The 14,458-nt window shown below is 63.1% G+C and carries 12 protein-coding genes; 4 read left to right on the plus strand and 8 right to left on the minus strand.

What is annotated here, in order from left to right; all coding sequences use genetic code 11:
* Positions 1-108: 108 nt before the first annotated feature.
* A complete protein-coding gene (locus ONR57_RS17295; RefSeq protein WP_265124768.1) occupies positions 109-1,500 on the minus strand; it encodes a class II fumarate hydratase in 1,392 nt (463 codons plus the stop codon).
* A gap of 131 nt (positions 1,501-1,631) precedes the next feature.
* Positions 1,632-2,690 (minus strand): class II fructose-bisphosphatase, encoded by a 1,059-nt coding sequence (gene glpX, locus ONR57_RS17300; RefSeq protein WP_265124769.1) that lies wholly within the window; start codon positions 2,688-2,690, stop codon positions 1,632-1,634.
* Positions 2,691-2,949: 259 nt separating this feature from the next.
* Between glpX and ONR57_RS17305 the strand changes: the two genes are divergently transcribed.
* The gene (locus ONR57_RS17305) at positions 2,950-3,516 is read left to right on the plus strand and encodes a DUF4245 domain-containing protein (protein ID WP_265124770.1); all 567 of its coding nucleotides are present in this window, start codon (positions 2,950-2,952) and stop codon (positions 3,514-3,516) included.
* 16 nt (positions 3,517-3,532) lie between these two features.
* On the opposite strand, the gene ONR57_RS17310 is transcribed toward ONR57_RS17305, so the two are convergent.
* The 3 genes from ONR57_RS17310 to ONR57_RS17320 are packed head-to-tail and all read right to left on the minus strand — an operon-like array spanning position 3,533 to position 5,711.
* Positions 3,533-3,790, minus strand: a complete 258-nt coding sequence (locus tag ONR57_RS17310) for an exodeoxyribonuclease VII small subunit (RefSeq protein ID WP_265124771.1) — start codon at positions 3,788-3,790, stop codon at positions 3,533-3,535.
* Complete coding sequence (gene xseA, locus ONR57_RS17315; protein ID WP_374116477.1) at positions 3,783-5,096, minus strand: exodeoxyribonuclease VII large subunit; 1,314 nt, start codon at positions 5,094-5,096, stop codon at positions 3,783-3,785. The genes ONR57_RS17310 and xseA overlap by 8 nt, the downstream gene beginning before the upstream one ends.
* Before the next feature lie 3 nt (positions 5,097-5,099).
* Positions 5,100-5,711 carry a lipid droplet-associated protein gene (locus tag ONR57_RS17320; protein WP_265124772.1) on the minus strand — a complete coding sequence of 204 codons (612 nt, stop codon included), beginning with the start codon at positions 5,709-5,711 and terminating at the stop codon, positions 5,100-5,102.
* A gap of 90 nt (positions 5,712-5,801) precedes the next feature.
* Here ONR57_RS17320 and ONR57_RS17325 point away from each other — a divergent pair, with 90 nt between their 5' ends.
* Positions 5,802-6,806 (plus strand): 4-hydroxy-3-methylbut-2-enyl diphosphate reductase, encoded by a 1,005-nt coding sequence (locus ONR57_RS17325; RefSeq protein WP_265124773.1) that lies wholly within the window; start codon positions 5,802-5,804, stop codon positions 6,804-6,806.
* Between the two features lie 17 nt (positions 6,807-6,823).
* Here the strand turns inward: ONR57_RS17325 and ONR57_RS17330 are convergent, their stop codons facing one another.
* Together ONR57_RS17330 and rmuC are read right to left on the minus strand one after the other, a co-directional pair.
* Entirely contained in the window at positions 6,824-7,408 is a 585-nt protein-coding gene (locus ONR57_RS17330; RefSeq protein ID WP_265124774.1) for a DUF6542 domain-containing protein, read from the minus strand.
* A gap of 23 nt (positions 7,409-7,431) precedes the next feature.
* Positions 7,432-8,619, minus strand: coding sequence for a DNA recombination protein RmuC (gene rmuC / locus ONR57_RS17335; RefSeq protein ID WP_265124775.1), 1,188 nt, complete (start codon positions 8,617-8,619; stop codon positions 7,432-7,434).
* A gap of 178 nt (positions 8,620-8,797) precedes the next feature.
* Between rmuC and ONR57_RS17340 the strand changes: the two genes are divergently transcribed.
* A complete protein-coding gene (locus tag ONR57_RS17340) occupies positions 8,798-9,946 on the plus strand; it encodes an exonuclease SbcCD subunit D (RefSeq protein WP_265124776.1) in 1,149 nt (382 codons plus the stop codon).
* Between the two features lie 29 nt (positions 9,947-9,975).
* Positions 9,976-12,975: an SMC family ATPase gene (locus ONR57_RS17345; protein ID WP_265124777.1), complete on the plus strand. Its 3,000-nt coding sequence runs from the start codon at positions 9,976-9,978 to the stop codon at positions 12,973-12,975.
* On the opposite strand, the gene ONR57_RS17350 is transcribed toward ONR57_RS17345, so the two are convergent.
* Complete coding sequence (locus ONR57_RS17350; protein WP_374116478.1) at positions 12,972-14,252, minus strand: AI-2E family transporter; 1,281 nt, start codon at positions 14,250-14,252, stop codon at positions 12,972-12,974. The genes ONR57_RS17345 and ONR57_RS17350 overlap by 4 nt on opposite strands.
* Between the last annotated feature and the right edge of the window lie 206 nt (positions 14,253-14,458).

The following is a 14,458-nucleotide window of genomic DNA, read 5'->3' on the forward strand; positions in this document are numbered from 1 at the left end:
TGCCTACAGGCCTAGCTATTCGTAACACGGCTCTGCGCGCGGGTTTCGCTCCTCAACCAACCTGCAACGGAGGTGATATCTTCTCCTGCCCTTGCGGTGACGTGCTTGCTACTTGACTTTTGCCATTGCGAGCACGTCGAGGCGCTTGTCGAGTTCTTCCTCGGACAGCTTCTCGGGGACGAGTCCGCGGTCGAGCACCGCCTGACGGATCGTCTTCTTCTCCTTGAGAGCTTCCTTCGCGACCGCTGCCGCCTCTTCGTAGCCGATCGCACTGTTGAGCGGGGTGACGATGGATGGCGACGACTCCGCCAGTTCGCGCAACCGTTCCGCGTTCGCCACCAGCCCGATGATGCACTTGTCGGCGAAGAGGCGGGAAACGTTCGCAAGGAGAGTGAAGGACTCGAGAATGTTGCGCGCCATCATCGGGATGTACACGTTGAGCTCGAAAGCCCCGTTGCCGCCACCCCAGGTGATGGCAGCATCGTTCCCGATCACCTGAGCGGCGACCTGTGTCACGGCTTCCGGCAGCACAGGATTGACCTTGCCGGGCATGATGGACGAACCTGGCTGCAGGTCCGGGAGCTGAATCTCGCCGAGACCCGTGAGCGGTCCGGAGCCCATCCAGCGGATGTCGTTGGCAATCTTGGTGAGTGACACGGCGATCGTCTTGAGCGCACCGGACGCCTCAACAAGACCGTCACGTGCGGCCTGCGCCTCGAAATGGTCGACGGCCTCACTCAGGTCGTCGAGACCCGTCGAGGACCTAAGTTCTTCGACGACCTTGCCGCCGAAGCCATCCGGCGCGTTGAGACCACTCCCGACGGCGGTGCCGCCGATGGGAAGCTCACCGAGCCGCGGCAGCGTTGCCTTGACGCGTTCGATGCCCGCCTCGATCTGGCGCGCGTAGCCACCGAACTCCTGACCGAGCGTCACAGGTACGGCATCCATCAGGTGGGTGCGGCCTGACTTGACGACGTCCTTCCATTCCGTTGCCTTGTCGGCGAGCGCCTTGTGGAGATACTCCAGGGCCGGGATCAGAGTCTTGACAGCCGACTCGGTGGCCGCGAGGTGGGTAGCCGTCGGGAACGTGTCGTTGGACGACTGGGACATGTTGGCGTGGTCGTTCGGGTGCACCTTCACGCCATTGTTCGCGGCGATCGATGCGATGACCTCGTTAGAGTTCATGTTCGAGCTGGTGCCTGAACCCGTCTGGAAGACATCGATCGGGAACTGATCATCGTGCTTGCCCTCAGCGATTTCGTTGGCGGCGGCGATGATCGCGTCCGCCTGTTCGGCTGGCAGCAGACCGAGATCCTTATTGACCTTCGCGCAGGCAGCCTTCAGCAACCCCATCGCGCGGATCTGAGTGCGCTCGAGTGGACGCCCGCTGATCGGGAAGTTCTCCACGGCGCGCTGCGTCTGTGCGCGCCACAGTGCGTCGATGGGTACCCGCACTTCACCCATGGTGTCGTGTTCGATGCGGTACTGCTGTTCAGCCACGGTTCCTCCGGAGGTTTCTTCGCTCGTCGCAGATTGCTCTGCTGTGGGCAACCTTAGTGGCATGCAGTCCGCAACGGTGCGGGACCTGCGGTCAACAGTGCGACGGCGGGTTGTTCGTTACATGTCGGATGTCAAGGCAGGGGAGGGAAGGCGGTGCCGTCACCCTCGAAATCGATGCTCGAGAACTCACGCAACTTGGTGAGCCGGTGGTACGCCTCGATCATCCGGACTGTTCCCGACTTCGAGCGCATCACGATTGACTGAGTCGTGGCGCCACCCGAACGGAACCGGACCCCGCGCAGCAAGTCGCCGTCGGTGATTCCCGTCGCAACAAAGAAGACGTTTTCGCCCGCCACAAGTTCCTCCGTGGAGAGCACGCGGTCGAGATCGTAGCCACGGTCGATGGCCTTCTGGCGCTCCTCATCGTCCTTCGGCGCGAGTTGCCCCTGCAGCCCGCCACCCATGCAGCGCATCGCTGCCGCGGCGATAATTCCTTCAGGCGTGCCACCGATCCCCATAAGCAAATCGGTACCTGAATCCGGCCGCGCCGTTGCGATCGCCCCGGCAACGTCGCCGTCCGAGATGAGGCGGCACCGCGCGCCCGCATCACGGACGTCCTGAATCAGTTGTGTGTGGCGCGGTCGATCGAGCACGCATACGACGACGTCACCGACACTCGTCTTATGAGCTTTGGCGACACGCTGAATGTTCGCCTTCACTGGGATCGTGATATCAATCACATCCGCGGCGTCGGGGCCGGCTGCAATCTTGTTCATATAGAACACCGCGGACGGGTCGAACATCGCGCCGCGCTCCGATACAGCAAGGACCGAAATCGCATTCGGAAGGCCCTTCGCCATCAGCGTCGTGCCATCGATCGGGTCAACCGCGACGTCGGCCTCGGGGCCCTGGCCGTTACCCACGACTTCGCCGTTGTACAGCATGGGCGCTTCATCTTTTTCGCCCTCACCGATGACGACCGTGCCCCGCATGGACACCGTGCTGACGAGCTGGCGCATGGCGTCGACCGCCGCGCCATCACCGCTTTCTTTCGCGCCACGGCCCACCCAGCGGCCAGCGGCCATCGCGCCTGCTTCGGTGACGCGAACAAGTTCGAGCGCCAAGTTTCGATCCGGTTTGCTTCGCGCTAAATCCGCCTGTGTACCGGGATCGCCGGAAATCGTCGTCATAGACGAGATGCCTCCTCTGTATGGTGCCGAATGAGTAACGGCTCCGATGGCGTCACGAACTGCCCACTAATTGTTGCAGAGTCCGGCGCGTGATGTTGACCCGGTCACTTTCTCCGCGAGCGCTGTGCGCACGCGATTCGAAGATGGAGCAGGCTAGGGCCTCCGCGGGTCGTCCAGGATCCGCATGGAGCGGCCCGTGCTCACTTCGCGGGCCCGCGCGAATCGGGCGTTTCAGTAGGTTTTTGTCATACTGGGTCGCGTGCCAGCCGACAAACCGAGGATTCTGCAAGACAACCGGGACCTGATTCTCACGATGATCCCGCTCGTGGCGCTCATCCTGATCTTCACCGCACTCGCAGGACAGTGCTCATTCAATCCGGGCGGACCGGAACCGGGCGCCCCACCTCAGTTCAACGCTGAGCTGGCACTCGAGTACGACGCGACAGTTGTGGATTTCCCGATCCGGATCCCGGATGTCAGCGAGGATTGGCAAGCCAATTCCGGTGTGCGTGACGAACCAGCAGACGACAGGACGGGCACCGTCACCTGGGTGGGTTACGTGACGGCGGACAGCCTTTACTTGCGGTTCAGCCAGTCGGATGTGAGCGAAGCCGATCTTGTTGCGTACCACACGGGCGACCCGGAGGCCCAGGAAGGCGCTGCCACAGTTGGTGAAACCAGCTGGACCGTGTACCGGGCTGCCAACGGAGAGCCGATCTGGGTTGCCGACCTTGGCGAGGTACGGGTGGGACTGACGGGCAGCGCTAGCGATGCCCAGTTCCGTGAGCTGGCAGAGAAGGTCGTCGACGCGGAGCCCGTGTCCTGAGACACGGCTGTGCGCGCTACTCGGATCCCTCGCGTTCGTGGCGCGCGATAGCGGACTCAACGCGCTGCCTCGCCCCCGCGAGGTGTTCCTCACACCGGTCAGCGAGAGCTTCGCCACGCTCCCACAATGCGATAGAAGTATCGAGGTCTAGCCCGCCGCGTTCCAGCGTCCGCACGACATCGATCAGTTCGTCCCGCGCCTGTTCGTAGCCAAGTGTCGTCACATCCGGGCGGTCAGCAATCTTCGCGGCAGCGGAGTCTTCGATGTCAGTCATCGGCTGTTCCTTTCGGAGATTTGTGTCCGGTCCCGCGTTCCGCGTCCCCTGCGGTCGCACGGAAGACGCCGTCAGTCACCCGGATGCGCAGGCCGGTTCCAGGAGGAGCGTCCCCGGCAGCAGTCACGACATGTGGGGGGCCACCGTCACGGTGTATCGCTTGCACGACCGCGTAACCCCGTTCGAGAGTGGCGGCCGGCCCGAGCGCTGTAAGTCGCGCGCGGATATGACTGAGATCCGCGGCGGCAGCGTTCAGCACTCGGTCGACTTCCCTGCGTACCTGTGTTCGGCACCGTTCGACGTCCGCGCCGCGTTCCTCAAGACTCCGGATCGGGGCAGCCAGCACTGGCCGCGACCGCAGCTGGGTTACGGCGTGCTCCTCGCGCGTCACCCACGTGCGCAGCGCAGCAACTGAGCGGCTGCGAAGTTCGCGAAGCAGCGCGAGTTCCGCCACAACGTCCGGAACCGCACGCTTAGCCGCGTCCGTCGGCGTCGCCGCGCGTACATCTGCGACATAGTCGCAGAGCGGATTGTCAGGTTCGTGCCCGATAGCGCTGATGATGGGTGTGGTCGCGCCCACGATCGTGCGGCACAGTGCCTCATCCGAGAAGGGGAGGAGATCTTCGACACTACCCCCGCCGCGCGCAAGAATGATGACGTCGACGTCTGGATCGGCGTCAAGCTCGCGCAGTGCGCCAATCACTTGGGCGGCCGCGCCCGGCCCTTGTACGGCGGTATTCCGGACCGCGAATTGGACGTCGGGCCAGCGCCGCTGCGCGACCGACAGCACGTCACGTTCCGCCGCGCTCGCACGTCCCGTGATGAGACCGACGCAGCGCGGCAGATAGGGGAGCGGCCGCTTCAGCCGATCATCGAATAAGCCTTCGGCACGCAGCAGCGCCTTCAGCCGCTCGATACGTGCAAGCAGTTCACCGAGGCCCACGGGCCGTATGTCCGTCACCCGCAGCGAGAAGGAACCACGCCCCGGAAAGAAGGTCGGCTTACCCAGCGCGACGACCCGAGTCCCCTCGGTCAGTTCCACCGGCGAATTCGTCAGCAGCATCGGCGAGCATGTCACCGGCAGTGAAATATCCGCTGAAGGATCCCGCAACACCAAGAACGCAGTACGTGTGCCGGGACGCAGACTGATCTGAGTGATCTGTCCCTCTACCCACACCGCACCGAGACGATCGATCCACTGCGTGATCTTCGACGAGACCACGCGAACTGGCCACGGACTCTCGGGTGACGTACCTGCAGGAGCCGACTGGGCTGCCGAACCGCTGGTGGTTTCAGCTGAACCCACGGGTCACTTCGACACCGTTGCGATGCGGTTGCTCAGCATCGTCAGGAAGGGGGCACGGCTGAAGGTGCTCTCCTCGTAGCGCAGCAGGGCCGTGAGATCGTCCACGGTCAGTTGGCGCAACCGTGCACGCAACTGTGCCAGAGTCAGCGTTCCGTAATCGATACGCTGCGCGACTGCGGGAACGTCGGAGCCGTCAGGTTCTGCCGAAAGCGTGGTATCAGCATTACCGGCGGTGTCGGGCGCACCATTGACCGCACCGCTGTTGGCCGAGGTGACCGGAGCGGAATACAGCGCGAACCTGCCCTGCACGGCCGACTTCCCGGCGCCCGCTGTCACCGCTTTGCGCTCATCAGAGCGACCGGTGGTCTCGACCGGTTCATCATCGAAGACAACCCACTCAGGCTGCTGTTCCGGCGGGTATAGCCACGCGAGTGCCTCATCACCCTTGATGGCCAGCTCCGTCATTTTCTGCTGCACCCGCATCGAAGTTTGCAGCACCTGGCTAACCGCGGTCATAGGGAATGTCGCAGCCGTTGTCGGGAGGCGGCGGGTCTCCTCAACGAACGTGACGGCAAGGCCGGCCATAACCCGCGCGGCGAAAGGTGGGCGAAACATGTCTCCAGCCTGCCCTAATTTGACGCACATCTCTAGCAGATCACTCCCGTCGTGTCGCATTGATGCTGTCGCGACCCGTACTCTGGTGGCATGTCTTCGGCAGTGAACATGGGAATTCCCGGTGCTGTGAACTCGGCCGCCGCTAAACCGCAGGGCAAACGAGTGCTGCTTGCCGAGCCTCGCGGCTACTGCGCTGGCGTCGATCGCGCCGTCGAGACCGTGGAGCGCGCGCTGGAAAAGCATGGCGCCCCCGTTTACGTCCGTAAGGAGATCGTGCACAACCGCCACGTCGTCGAAACGCTGTCCGATCGGGGAGCGGTCTTCGTCGAAGAAGTCGACGAGGTGCCTGAGGGTGCGCTCGTCGTGTTCTCCGCGCATGGTGTGTCACCAGCGGTGCACGATTCGGCCAGCTCACGTCAGCTGCGCACTATTGACGCGACGTGTCCGCTTGTGACGAAGGTTCACCAGGAAGCGAAGCGGTTCGCGCGGGACGACTATGACATTCTGCTCATCGGCCACGAGGGGCATGAGGAAGTTGAAGGCACCGCCGGTGAAGCGCCATCGCATGTTCAGCTCGTTGACGGGCCGGACGCGGTTTCGCGCGTCTCGGTGCGGGATGAGTCCCGTGTTGTTTGGCTCTCGCAAACGACCCTGAGCGTGGACGAAACAATGGAGACGGTGGAGCGGCTCCGCCAGCGGTTCCCGGACCTGCAGGATCCGCCAAGCGATGACATTTGCTACGCGACGCAGAATCGTCAGGTCGCGGTCAAAGCGATGGCGCCCGAGTGTGATCTCGTGATCGTCGTAGGGTCTCGGAACTCCTCGAACTCGATGCGGCTCGTGGAGGTGGCGCTCGATGCGGGCGCGACCGCGAGTTACCTCGTCGATTACGCCAAGGAAATCGACCCGGCCTGGCTCGACGGTGTCACGACGGTCGGAGTGACATCCGGTGCATCGGTGCCGGAAATTCTCGTTGAGGGTGTCCTCGAGTACCTCGCAGGGCGGGGGTTCGGCAGTGTTCAGCCAGTGACCACCGCCAATGAGACCCTAGTCTTTGCGCTGCCCCGCGAGCTGCGGCCGGCCCGCCGGACGTAGTACCAAGGAACCGCAGGCTACGGCTGGTCGGTCCCTGACCCGCCAGGTTGTGGCGGTCGCGGTTCCGTCGGTGCGTCAGTTACACGGCGTCCGCTCGCTGGCACCGCGGAGCCTTCACGCCTCCGGGTGCTGACTGTCCGGCGGCTGTACTGCGACGACGGCGCGGTGCCCACCCGGCCAGCGAAGATGCGGAAACCCGCGATGATGAGCACCACCGCGACGGTGAGGAGCATCAACGGGAAACGGGTCACTAGCGGCAGCACGAGGTCGATAATTCGGGTCCTGAGCCCGCCTGGGCTCTCCGGAACGAGCAGTTGGTACGCCAGCGGAATCCCAGCGAACAGAATCAGAGGCGGCTGCACGGCGGCGGTGAACAGGCTGCGTTGCTGCACTGCGAGTACGGCAGCCACACACCCCGCAAAGTAAAAGATGCTGAAAACGATCGTGAGTTCGTCACCGCGGATAGCGTCGAACGCAAAACCCAGTGCGGAGAAGCCAACAGCGATAACGATGGCCATCCACCAAGCGACGCCAATGCGGCTGGGTGACGCCGAACGCAGCTCGGGCGGGACACTCAGGGATGCGGATCGTCTTTCAGGCACAACCGCACGATACCGGCAGTTGGTCAGCTGGCCTCACTCTCACGGCTTCGAGTCGCATAAATCTCAGTGTGTGCGATGCCGCGGGGCCACAAATCGATCGTCTCGACCGTGGGTGGTTCCGTGTCGAATGCGGGCAGCTCATGGAGCTTGCGGGCAGTGACGAGTACGCGCGCCTCCATCGAGGCCACGGTGGAATTGAACGCTTCGACGCTCTTGCCGAGTTGTGAACCGAGCCGATCCATGTGAGCAGCGAGGACACCGAGCCGGGAGTACAGTTCGGCGCCCAGCTTGTGAATCTTTGCAGCGTCACGCGACAAGGTCTCCTGCCGCCACGTGAGGGCAACCGTGCGGAGCAAGGCAATCAGGCTCGTCGGTGTCGCGAGAACGACGTTCCGCGTGAATGCGTACTCAAGCAGCGCCGGATCGGTCGCGAGTGCCGCATCGAGGAACGGGTCGCCTGGGACGAAGAGCACAACGAACTCGGGTGAAGGACTGAACGCGGTCCAGTAGGCCTTCGCGGATAGCTGGTCGACGTGCGCGCGCAACTGACTTGAATGCCGTTTCAGATGTCGTGCGCGGGCTTCGTCAGAGTCAGCCTCAGTGGCGTCCAGGTAAGCGGAGAAGGGAACCTTCGCGTCGACCACAAGGTTCTTGCCCCCTGCGAGGTGCACCACGAGGTCCGGGCGGACCGCCCGGACACCGTCATCACCGTCGTGGACGGTGTGGGCTTGCGTCGAGAAATCACAGTGCTCACGCATACCGGCTAGTTCGACGACTCGCTCGAGCTGCAGTTCCCCCCAGCGTCCGCGGACCTGCGGTGCACGCAGCGCCTGAACAAGCTGGTTCGTCTGTGTGGAGAGTGCCTGCGACGTTCGGCTCATTCCCGCGACCTGCTCCATCAGCCCGGAGTATGCACTGATGCGGCTGCGTTCGACTTCGCGTACCTGTTCGGCGAGATTGCCGACCGCCTCCCGCAGCGGACTGACGACCGTCGACATCTGTTCGCTCATCGCCCCGGAATACCGTCGCGCAGAATCCTCGTTCGCGGCTGCGAGGGCCTCGCGAAGTAGCCGCTCGGAATCCCGCAGCGCCTGCAGTTGTGCTTCGGCAGCGACAGCGCGAGCATCAGACCGAGCGGCGTGCAGCAGCCAGCCAAGCAGCACACCTGCACCCAAAGCTGCTAGGACGGCAACGAAACTGAGGAGGTTCATGGCCGTTGATAGTGCACCACGAGTCTGACAATTTTTCGCGTGCACCCTGCCCGACGGTTCCGGCCGGGCTGCGTTTCCCCCGCCAACCAAGCCAGGTAACTGAGACACAAGTACCCGAAATGCGTGTCTGAGCAGCAGCTACCGAAAATTGTCAGAGGAATGCTTTACCGTTCGCCGCATGAAGATCTTGCACACGTCGGATTGGCATGTCGGGCGCACGTTTCACGGCGTCGACCTTCTCGAGGATCAGCGTGCCGTCCTGGATGCGATCGCGGCTGTCGTCACTGAGCTGTCGATCGATGTTGTGCTGATCGCTGGAGACGTCTACGACCGTGCGGTGCCCAGTGCGGACGCCGTACAGCTGTGTAACGCTGCCCTCGAAAAGATCCGGGCGGCTGGCGCGATCATTATCGCGACTCCTGGCAATCACGACTCGGCCACGAGACTCGGTGCGGGAGCCGCGTTCACCGGCGCGGGTGGCCTGCATCTGCGGACGTGTGTGGCCGACATCGATGCGCCGGTCGTGCTCAGTGACGAGCACGGGGAGGTTGCGTTTTACGGCGTCCCTTACCTCGAACCGGAAGCGGTGAAAACTGAACTGGGAGCACCGGCTGCGCGATCCCACCAGGAAGTTCTCAGCGCCGCCATGGACAACGTGCGTAAGCACGTGCTGGACAGCGGTGACCGGCGCAGCATCGTACTCGCGCACGCCTTTGTGGTGGGTGGTGTCGCTTCTGAATCGGAGCGTCCCATCACTGTGGGAGGCGTCGAGACGGTCGCTGCGTCAGTGTTCGATGGCGTTGACTATGTTGCGCTGGGGCACTTGCACACTCCACAAGTTGTGAGTGAACGTGTGCGATACTCAGGCAGTCCGCTGCCGTACTCATTCGGGGAGCGAGACCACCGCAAATCGGTGTGGGTAATCGATCTGGGTGCTGACGGGATTGAATCCATCGATCAAGTGCATTTGCCACTTATTCGCGGACTCAGCGAAGTCACCGATACGCTCGAGGGTCTCCTCACTAGCCCCCGGTACGCGGAGTATGAGCAGCACTATGTCTCGGCAGTGCTTACCGATGAGGTGCGTCCTATGGATGCCATGCGCAAACTCCAGGAGCGTTTCCCGCACGCGGTACACCTGCGTTGGGACTGTCCGCGGAAGCTTGCCACTGTGAGCTATTCCGACCGAGTCCGTGGACAAAGTGATTTGGACATCGCGCGCCGTTTCTTCGAGGACGCATGGACTGACCCTGACGAGGAACATTTGCGGCTGGTTGAGCAGGCGCTCGCCGAAAGCCGCCAAGAGGCCGCGAAGTTGCGGGCGTAACCGGCGCTGAAACGGACTTAGGGGGACAGTTGAGGCTGCACAGGCTTCAGATTGAGGCGTTCGGGCCGTTCGCCGGCGTCGAGACCATCGATTTCGACCGAGTGGGGGCAGACGGCCTTTTCCTACTGCATGGGCAGACCGGTGCAGGAAAGACGACGATTCTCGATGCCATTGCCTTCGCCCTGTACGGTGCTGTGCCGGGCGTGCGCACCGAGAGCAAGCGCTATCTGTCTGACCACGCGGCCCACGGCGCGACCCCGAAAGTGACTCTTGAGGCCAGCGTGCAAGGCCGGCGTTTCCGAATCACTAGGACACCCGAGTTTGACCGCCCCAAGAAGAGGGGTGACGGCTCGGTACGTGAAAAAGCCAAAGCAACTCTCACCTGGCTTGGTGCGGGAGACGACTCGGCCCGGAGGGAGAATCTGACACGTATCGATGAGATCGCGGACGTCGTTCGCGAACTAGTCGGTATGTCGAAGGACCAGTTCTTCCAGGTGGTGCTGCTGCCCCAAGGCGACTTTGCCCGCTTCCTCCGAGCGTCAAACGAAGAGCGTGAAAGGTTGCTCGAAAGCCTATTCGACACAAAGCGTTTCGGCTCCGTTGAGTCATGGTTCGCAGACCGGCGCCGCGAAGCTGAGCGCCGTGTCGATGCAGTCCGCCAGCGGTTTGAGCTGATCGTTGCGAAGATCGTGCATTCAAGTGGGTCCGAGGATACCCCGGAAGTCGCGAATCCAGCTTGGCTGGAGGGACTGAAACACGACCTCGCGCAGCGACTCACTGCGGCGAAACACAACGCAGCGGAAACGGCGGAAGCCTTCGATAGGGAGCGGACAGAACTCGACCACGTTCGGTCGCTCGCCGAGCGGCAACACAAGTTGCGCGCTGCGCAAGCTGAGCTGAGCGAACTGGCGCACAGTGACGCCGAACGCACCGAACTCGCGCGGACGCTCGATCGAGCTCGGCGCGCGCGGCCTTTTTCTGCGGCCGAGGACGAACTGCATCGTATTCAGCGTCAGAGCGATCAGGCCGAAAGCGAGCTGAAGCTGGCAGCCGAGTCGCTCTCGCTTATCAGGGGAGGAGAGCAACTTGTGGAGGGGCTCTCGTGGCCGCCTGCCGCAGGTGATGACAGTGTTCTTAGACAGGCGATAGCCGCGTGGACCGAAGAGAGCGGTTCACTGAAGGAGCTTTGTGAGCGTGCCGCAGATAGCGGACGCATCAGTCGCGCCCTGACAGCTGTTGGGCGCGATATGGAGAAAGTCTCCGCGATGCGCGGCGAGGCTGAGGGTGAGCTCGCTTCTCTCCCGGAACGGATTGCAAAGGTCGAGTCCGACGTTGTCGCCGCGACAACTGCGCAAGCCCGCCTCGAACCGTTGCGCACCGCATACGGGGAACTAGAACATGCTCGACGCGCGGCTCAGGAGGCCAGAGACGTACAACAGAGCCTGGAGGCAGCGCGGGCGGATCTCACCGGTGCGCGGGCGACTTATCTCGATTGCCGCGAGAAATGGCTAGAGATGCGTGAACAGCGGATCGCCGGGATGGCAGGTGAGCTGGCGAGCTGGCTGCAGCAGGGTGAGCCCTGTGCGGTCTGCGGTTCGGATGTCCACCCCAACCCTGCGCCGCTCTCAGACTTCGCCGCAACAAGGGAAGAGGAGGAGGCGGCCGCGGCAGCGGAGCAGGAGGCCGCGCGCACGCTCGAGCGCCAGCGTGAAGCCGTGACCGCGCTGGAAAAACGCAGTGAGGCTCTTACGAGTGTGACGCGCGGCCGCGATGAGAACGAACTCGCGCAGCAACTAGTTGCTGCGGGAACATCGCTTTCCGACACCGAGCGCCGAGCGGAGACTCTGGTGGGCTTGCAGGCGCTTCGAAACGAACTCGCGGACGCAGAACAGCGTCTCGAGGATCGTATTTCCGATTGTGCGGCCAGGCTCGCGGCGCTCGCGGAACGGCAACAGGGGCTGCAGCGTCAACTCGATGAACTGAACGCGGCCCTTGATGCGGCTCGTGGACCGGACGCGAGTGTGCAAGCACGAAAGTCCCGGCTTGATGATCTGGCACGCGCCGCCGCCCACTTGCAGTCAGCGAGAAACACCGCCCACACCGCGGCGACGCGGCTCTCCGAACGCGCCGCATACCTGCAAACCCTGGCTGAACAATCGGGCTTCGACTCGCTGGCGGATGCACGGTCAGCCGTTCGGAGTGCCCAGTGGCTGGCTGACACGGAGGCCACGCTCGAGGCGGCTCGCGAGCGTCGCGTCCGCGCACAGGCGGTGCTGGACGACCCAGCCGTGAAGGCGGCGGCCGACCAGGCAGACGCGGACGTGCCCGCCGCCGAAACGAGACTCGCGATCGCCCGCGGCGAGATGGAATCAGCACTCCGCGCCCACGCCGAATCGCAACGCGCGCATGACGCTGTATGCGCGCTGGAACCCGACTTCGGATGCGCGCTCGCCGAGCTGGGGCCGGCGGCTGCGGTACATGCCCGCCTGGCCCTCCTTTCGGAAGTAATCGCAGGGCGCGGCCAAAACACGCGGCGGATGTCACTCCGCTCGTACGTGCTGGCTGCCCGCCTTGAGGAAGTCGCGGTTGCAGCCTCAGGGCGCCTGCGAGTCATGTCCGGGGGCCGTTACGAATTCGTGCACTCTGATGCAGCGGGGCCGCGAGGATTGCGAGGGGGACTCGGCCTCGATATTCGCGATGACTACACAGGGGTCGTACGTTCGGCGAAAACGTTGTCCGGTGGGGAGACCTTCATGGCTTCTCTCGCCCTCGCGCTCGGGCTTGCCGACGTCGTTACCGCCGAGTCGGGAGGCATCATGCTCGACACGCTGTTTATCGATGAAGGCTTCGGAACGCTCGACAGCGACACGCTTGATTCCGTGATGGGCGTACTCGACGAGCTGCGTGCAGGTGGCCGCGTTGTCGGCCTGGTCAGCCACGTTGACGAAATGCGTCAGCGCATCCCAAGTCGGCTGCACGTCGTCAAGGCCCGGTCAGGATCGCACGTCCGTGCCACCGCATCGGGCTAAGGAGCAGAATCTCCACCGACTCGCGCCCCGCTGAGCTCAGCGTCCTCGTCGCCGAGTGATCCGGACGTGCTGTCCACGGCAGATTCCGCAGGGTCCGGTTCGGGAGGTGACTGGTCAGCGTCAGCGTTCTCCTCCGCACAGCGCGTATCGATGACCTCGTCGACGTAACGCACCGCTACGGCGACCACCGCTGCGACAGGCACTGCGAGGAACGCGCCGATAACACCGAAAAGCGAACCGCCAGCCGTCACAGACAGCAGCACAACGACCGGGTGAAGGTTCATGCTTCTGCTCTGAAGCACGGGCTGCAGTATGTTGCTCTCGAGTTGCTGAACCAGAATGATGATGCCCAGCACGATCAGCGCTGTCGTAAACCCATTCGCCACGAGCGCGACGAGGACAGCGAGCGCGCCCGCCACAAAAGCACCCACGATGGGCACAAAGCCGGCGATAAACGTGATAACAGCCAGCGCACCTGCGAGCGGCACGCCGAGAACGACAAGACCGAGGCCGATAAACACGGCGTCAACGAAGCTAACGATCGCTTGAGTCCGGATGAAGCCGCTCAGCGTGCGCCACTGTCGGCGCAGCACCTCCTCGACATGCAACGCACCAGGAGAGCCCGTGGAACGGTGCAGCCACGGCAGGAAATTCGGCCCGTCTTTAATGAAGAAGAACGTGAGAACCAGCGCCAGCGCGAGCGTGATGATGACCGAGGTTGCAGCGCTCACGCCAGTAAATACACCCGAAGCGATAGTTGTTGCACTTTGCTGAATGTGCGTAACGATTGCGTTTGTGTAATCCGCGAACTGTTCCTCAGCAATATTCAGCGGCGGTCCCTGCGCCCACTGCTGCAAAGTGCGGATACCGGCAGTTGCTTGGTTCGCGAGCTCAGGCATTTGCGCCACCACCGACGGAACAATCAGCGCAATCACACCGCCAAAGCCGCCAATCGCCGCCACCAAAGTGAGCAGCGCCGCGAGCGAACCGGGCACCCGCCACGTCCGCAACTGCCGCGTTATCGGCCACAAGACAGTCGAAATGATGATTGCGAGCGCTACGGGCAGCACAATCACCCAGAACTCACCAATAACCCAGCCAATGACCCATGCTGCGGCAGCGATCAGGATGAGCCGCAAGCTCCACGTCGCAAGCCAGGCGCCGCCGCGCCCAATCAGAGTGCCACGGTGCACGGCAGGGCGCCGGTTGCCTGCTGTGGGGTTGCCTGCACCGTCAGCGCCTGGAGTGGGGCTAGGTGCTTCGCTCTGTACAGTCACAATGCTGCTCCGTCATCGAAATTGAAGACCACACCGAATAGTCGCACCAGGCCACGGAAGATGCGCGCAAATGTGAGCAAGGCGTCACCTGCGGAAAGATAATTCCATGTTGTTATTTAGGAAGAAGTCGCCGAGAAACCATCGCTTTGCCGTGAATGTCTGGCTAGGCTCAATCGTGGGCAGGCAGTGAAGTGGAGCACACATTG

This window comes from Hoyosella sp. YIM 151337 (genome assembly GCF_026041215.1).
Classification (GTDB): Bacteria; Actinomycetota; Actinomycetes; order Mycobacteriales; family Mycobacteriaceae; genus Hoyosella.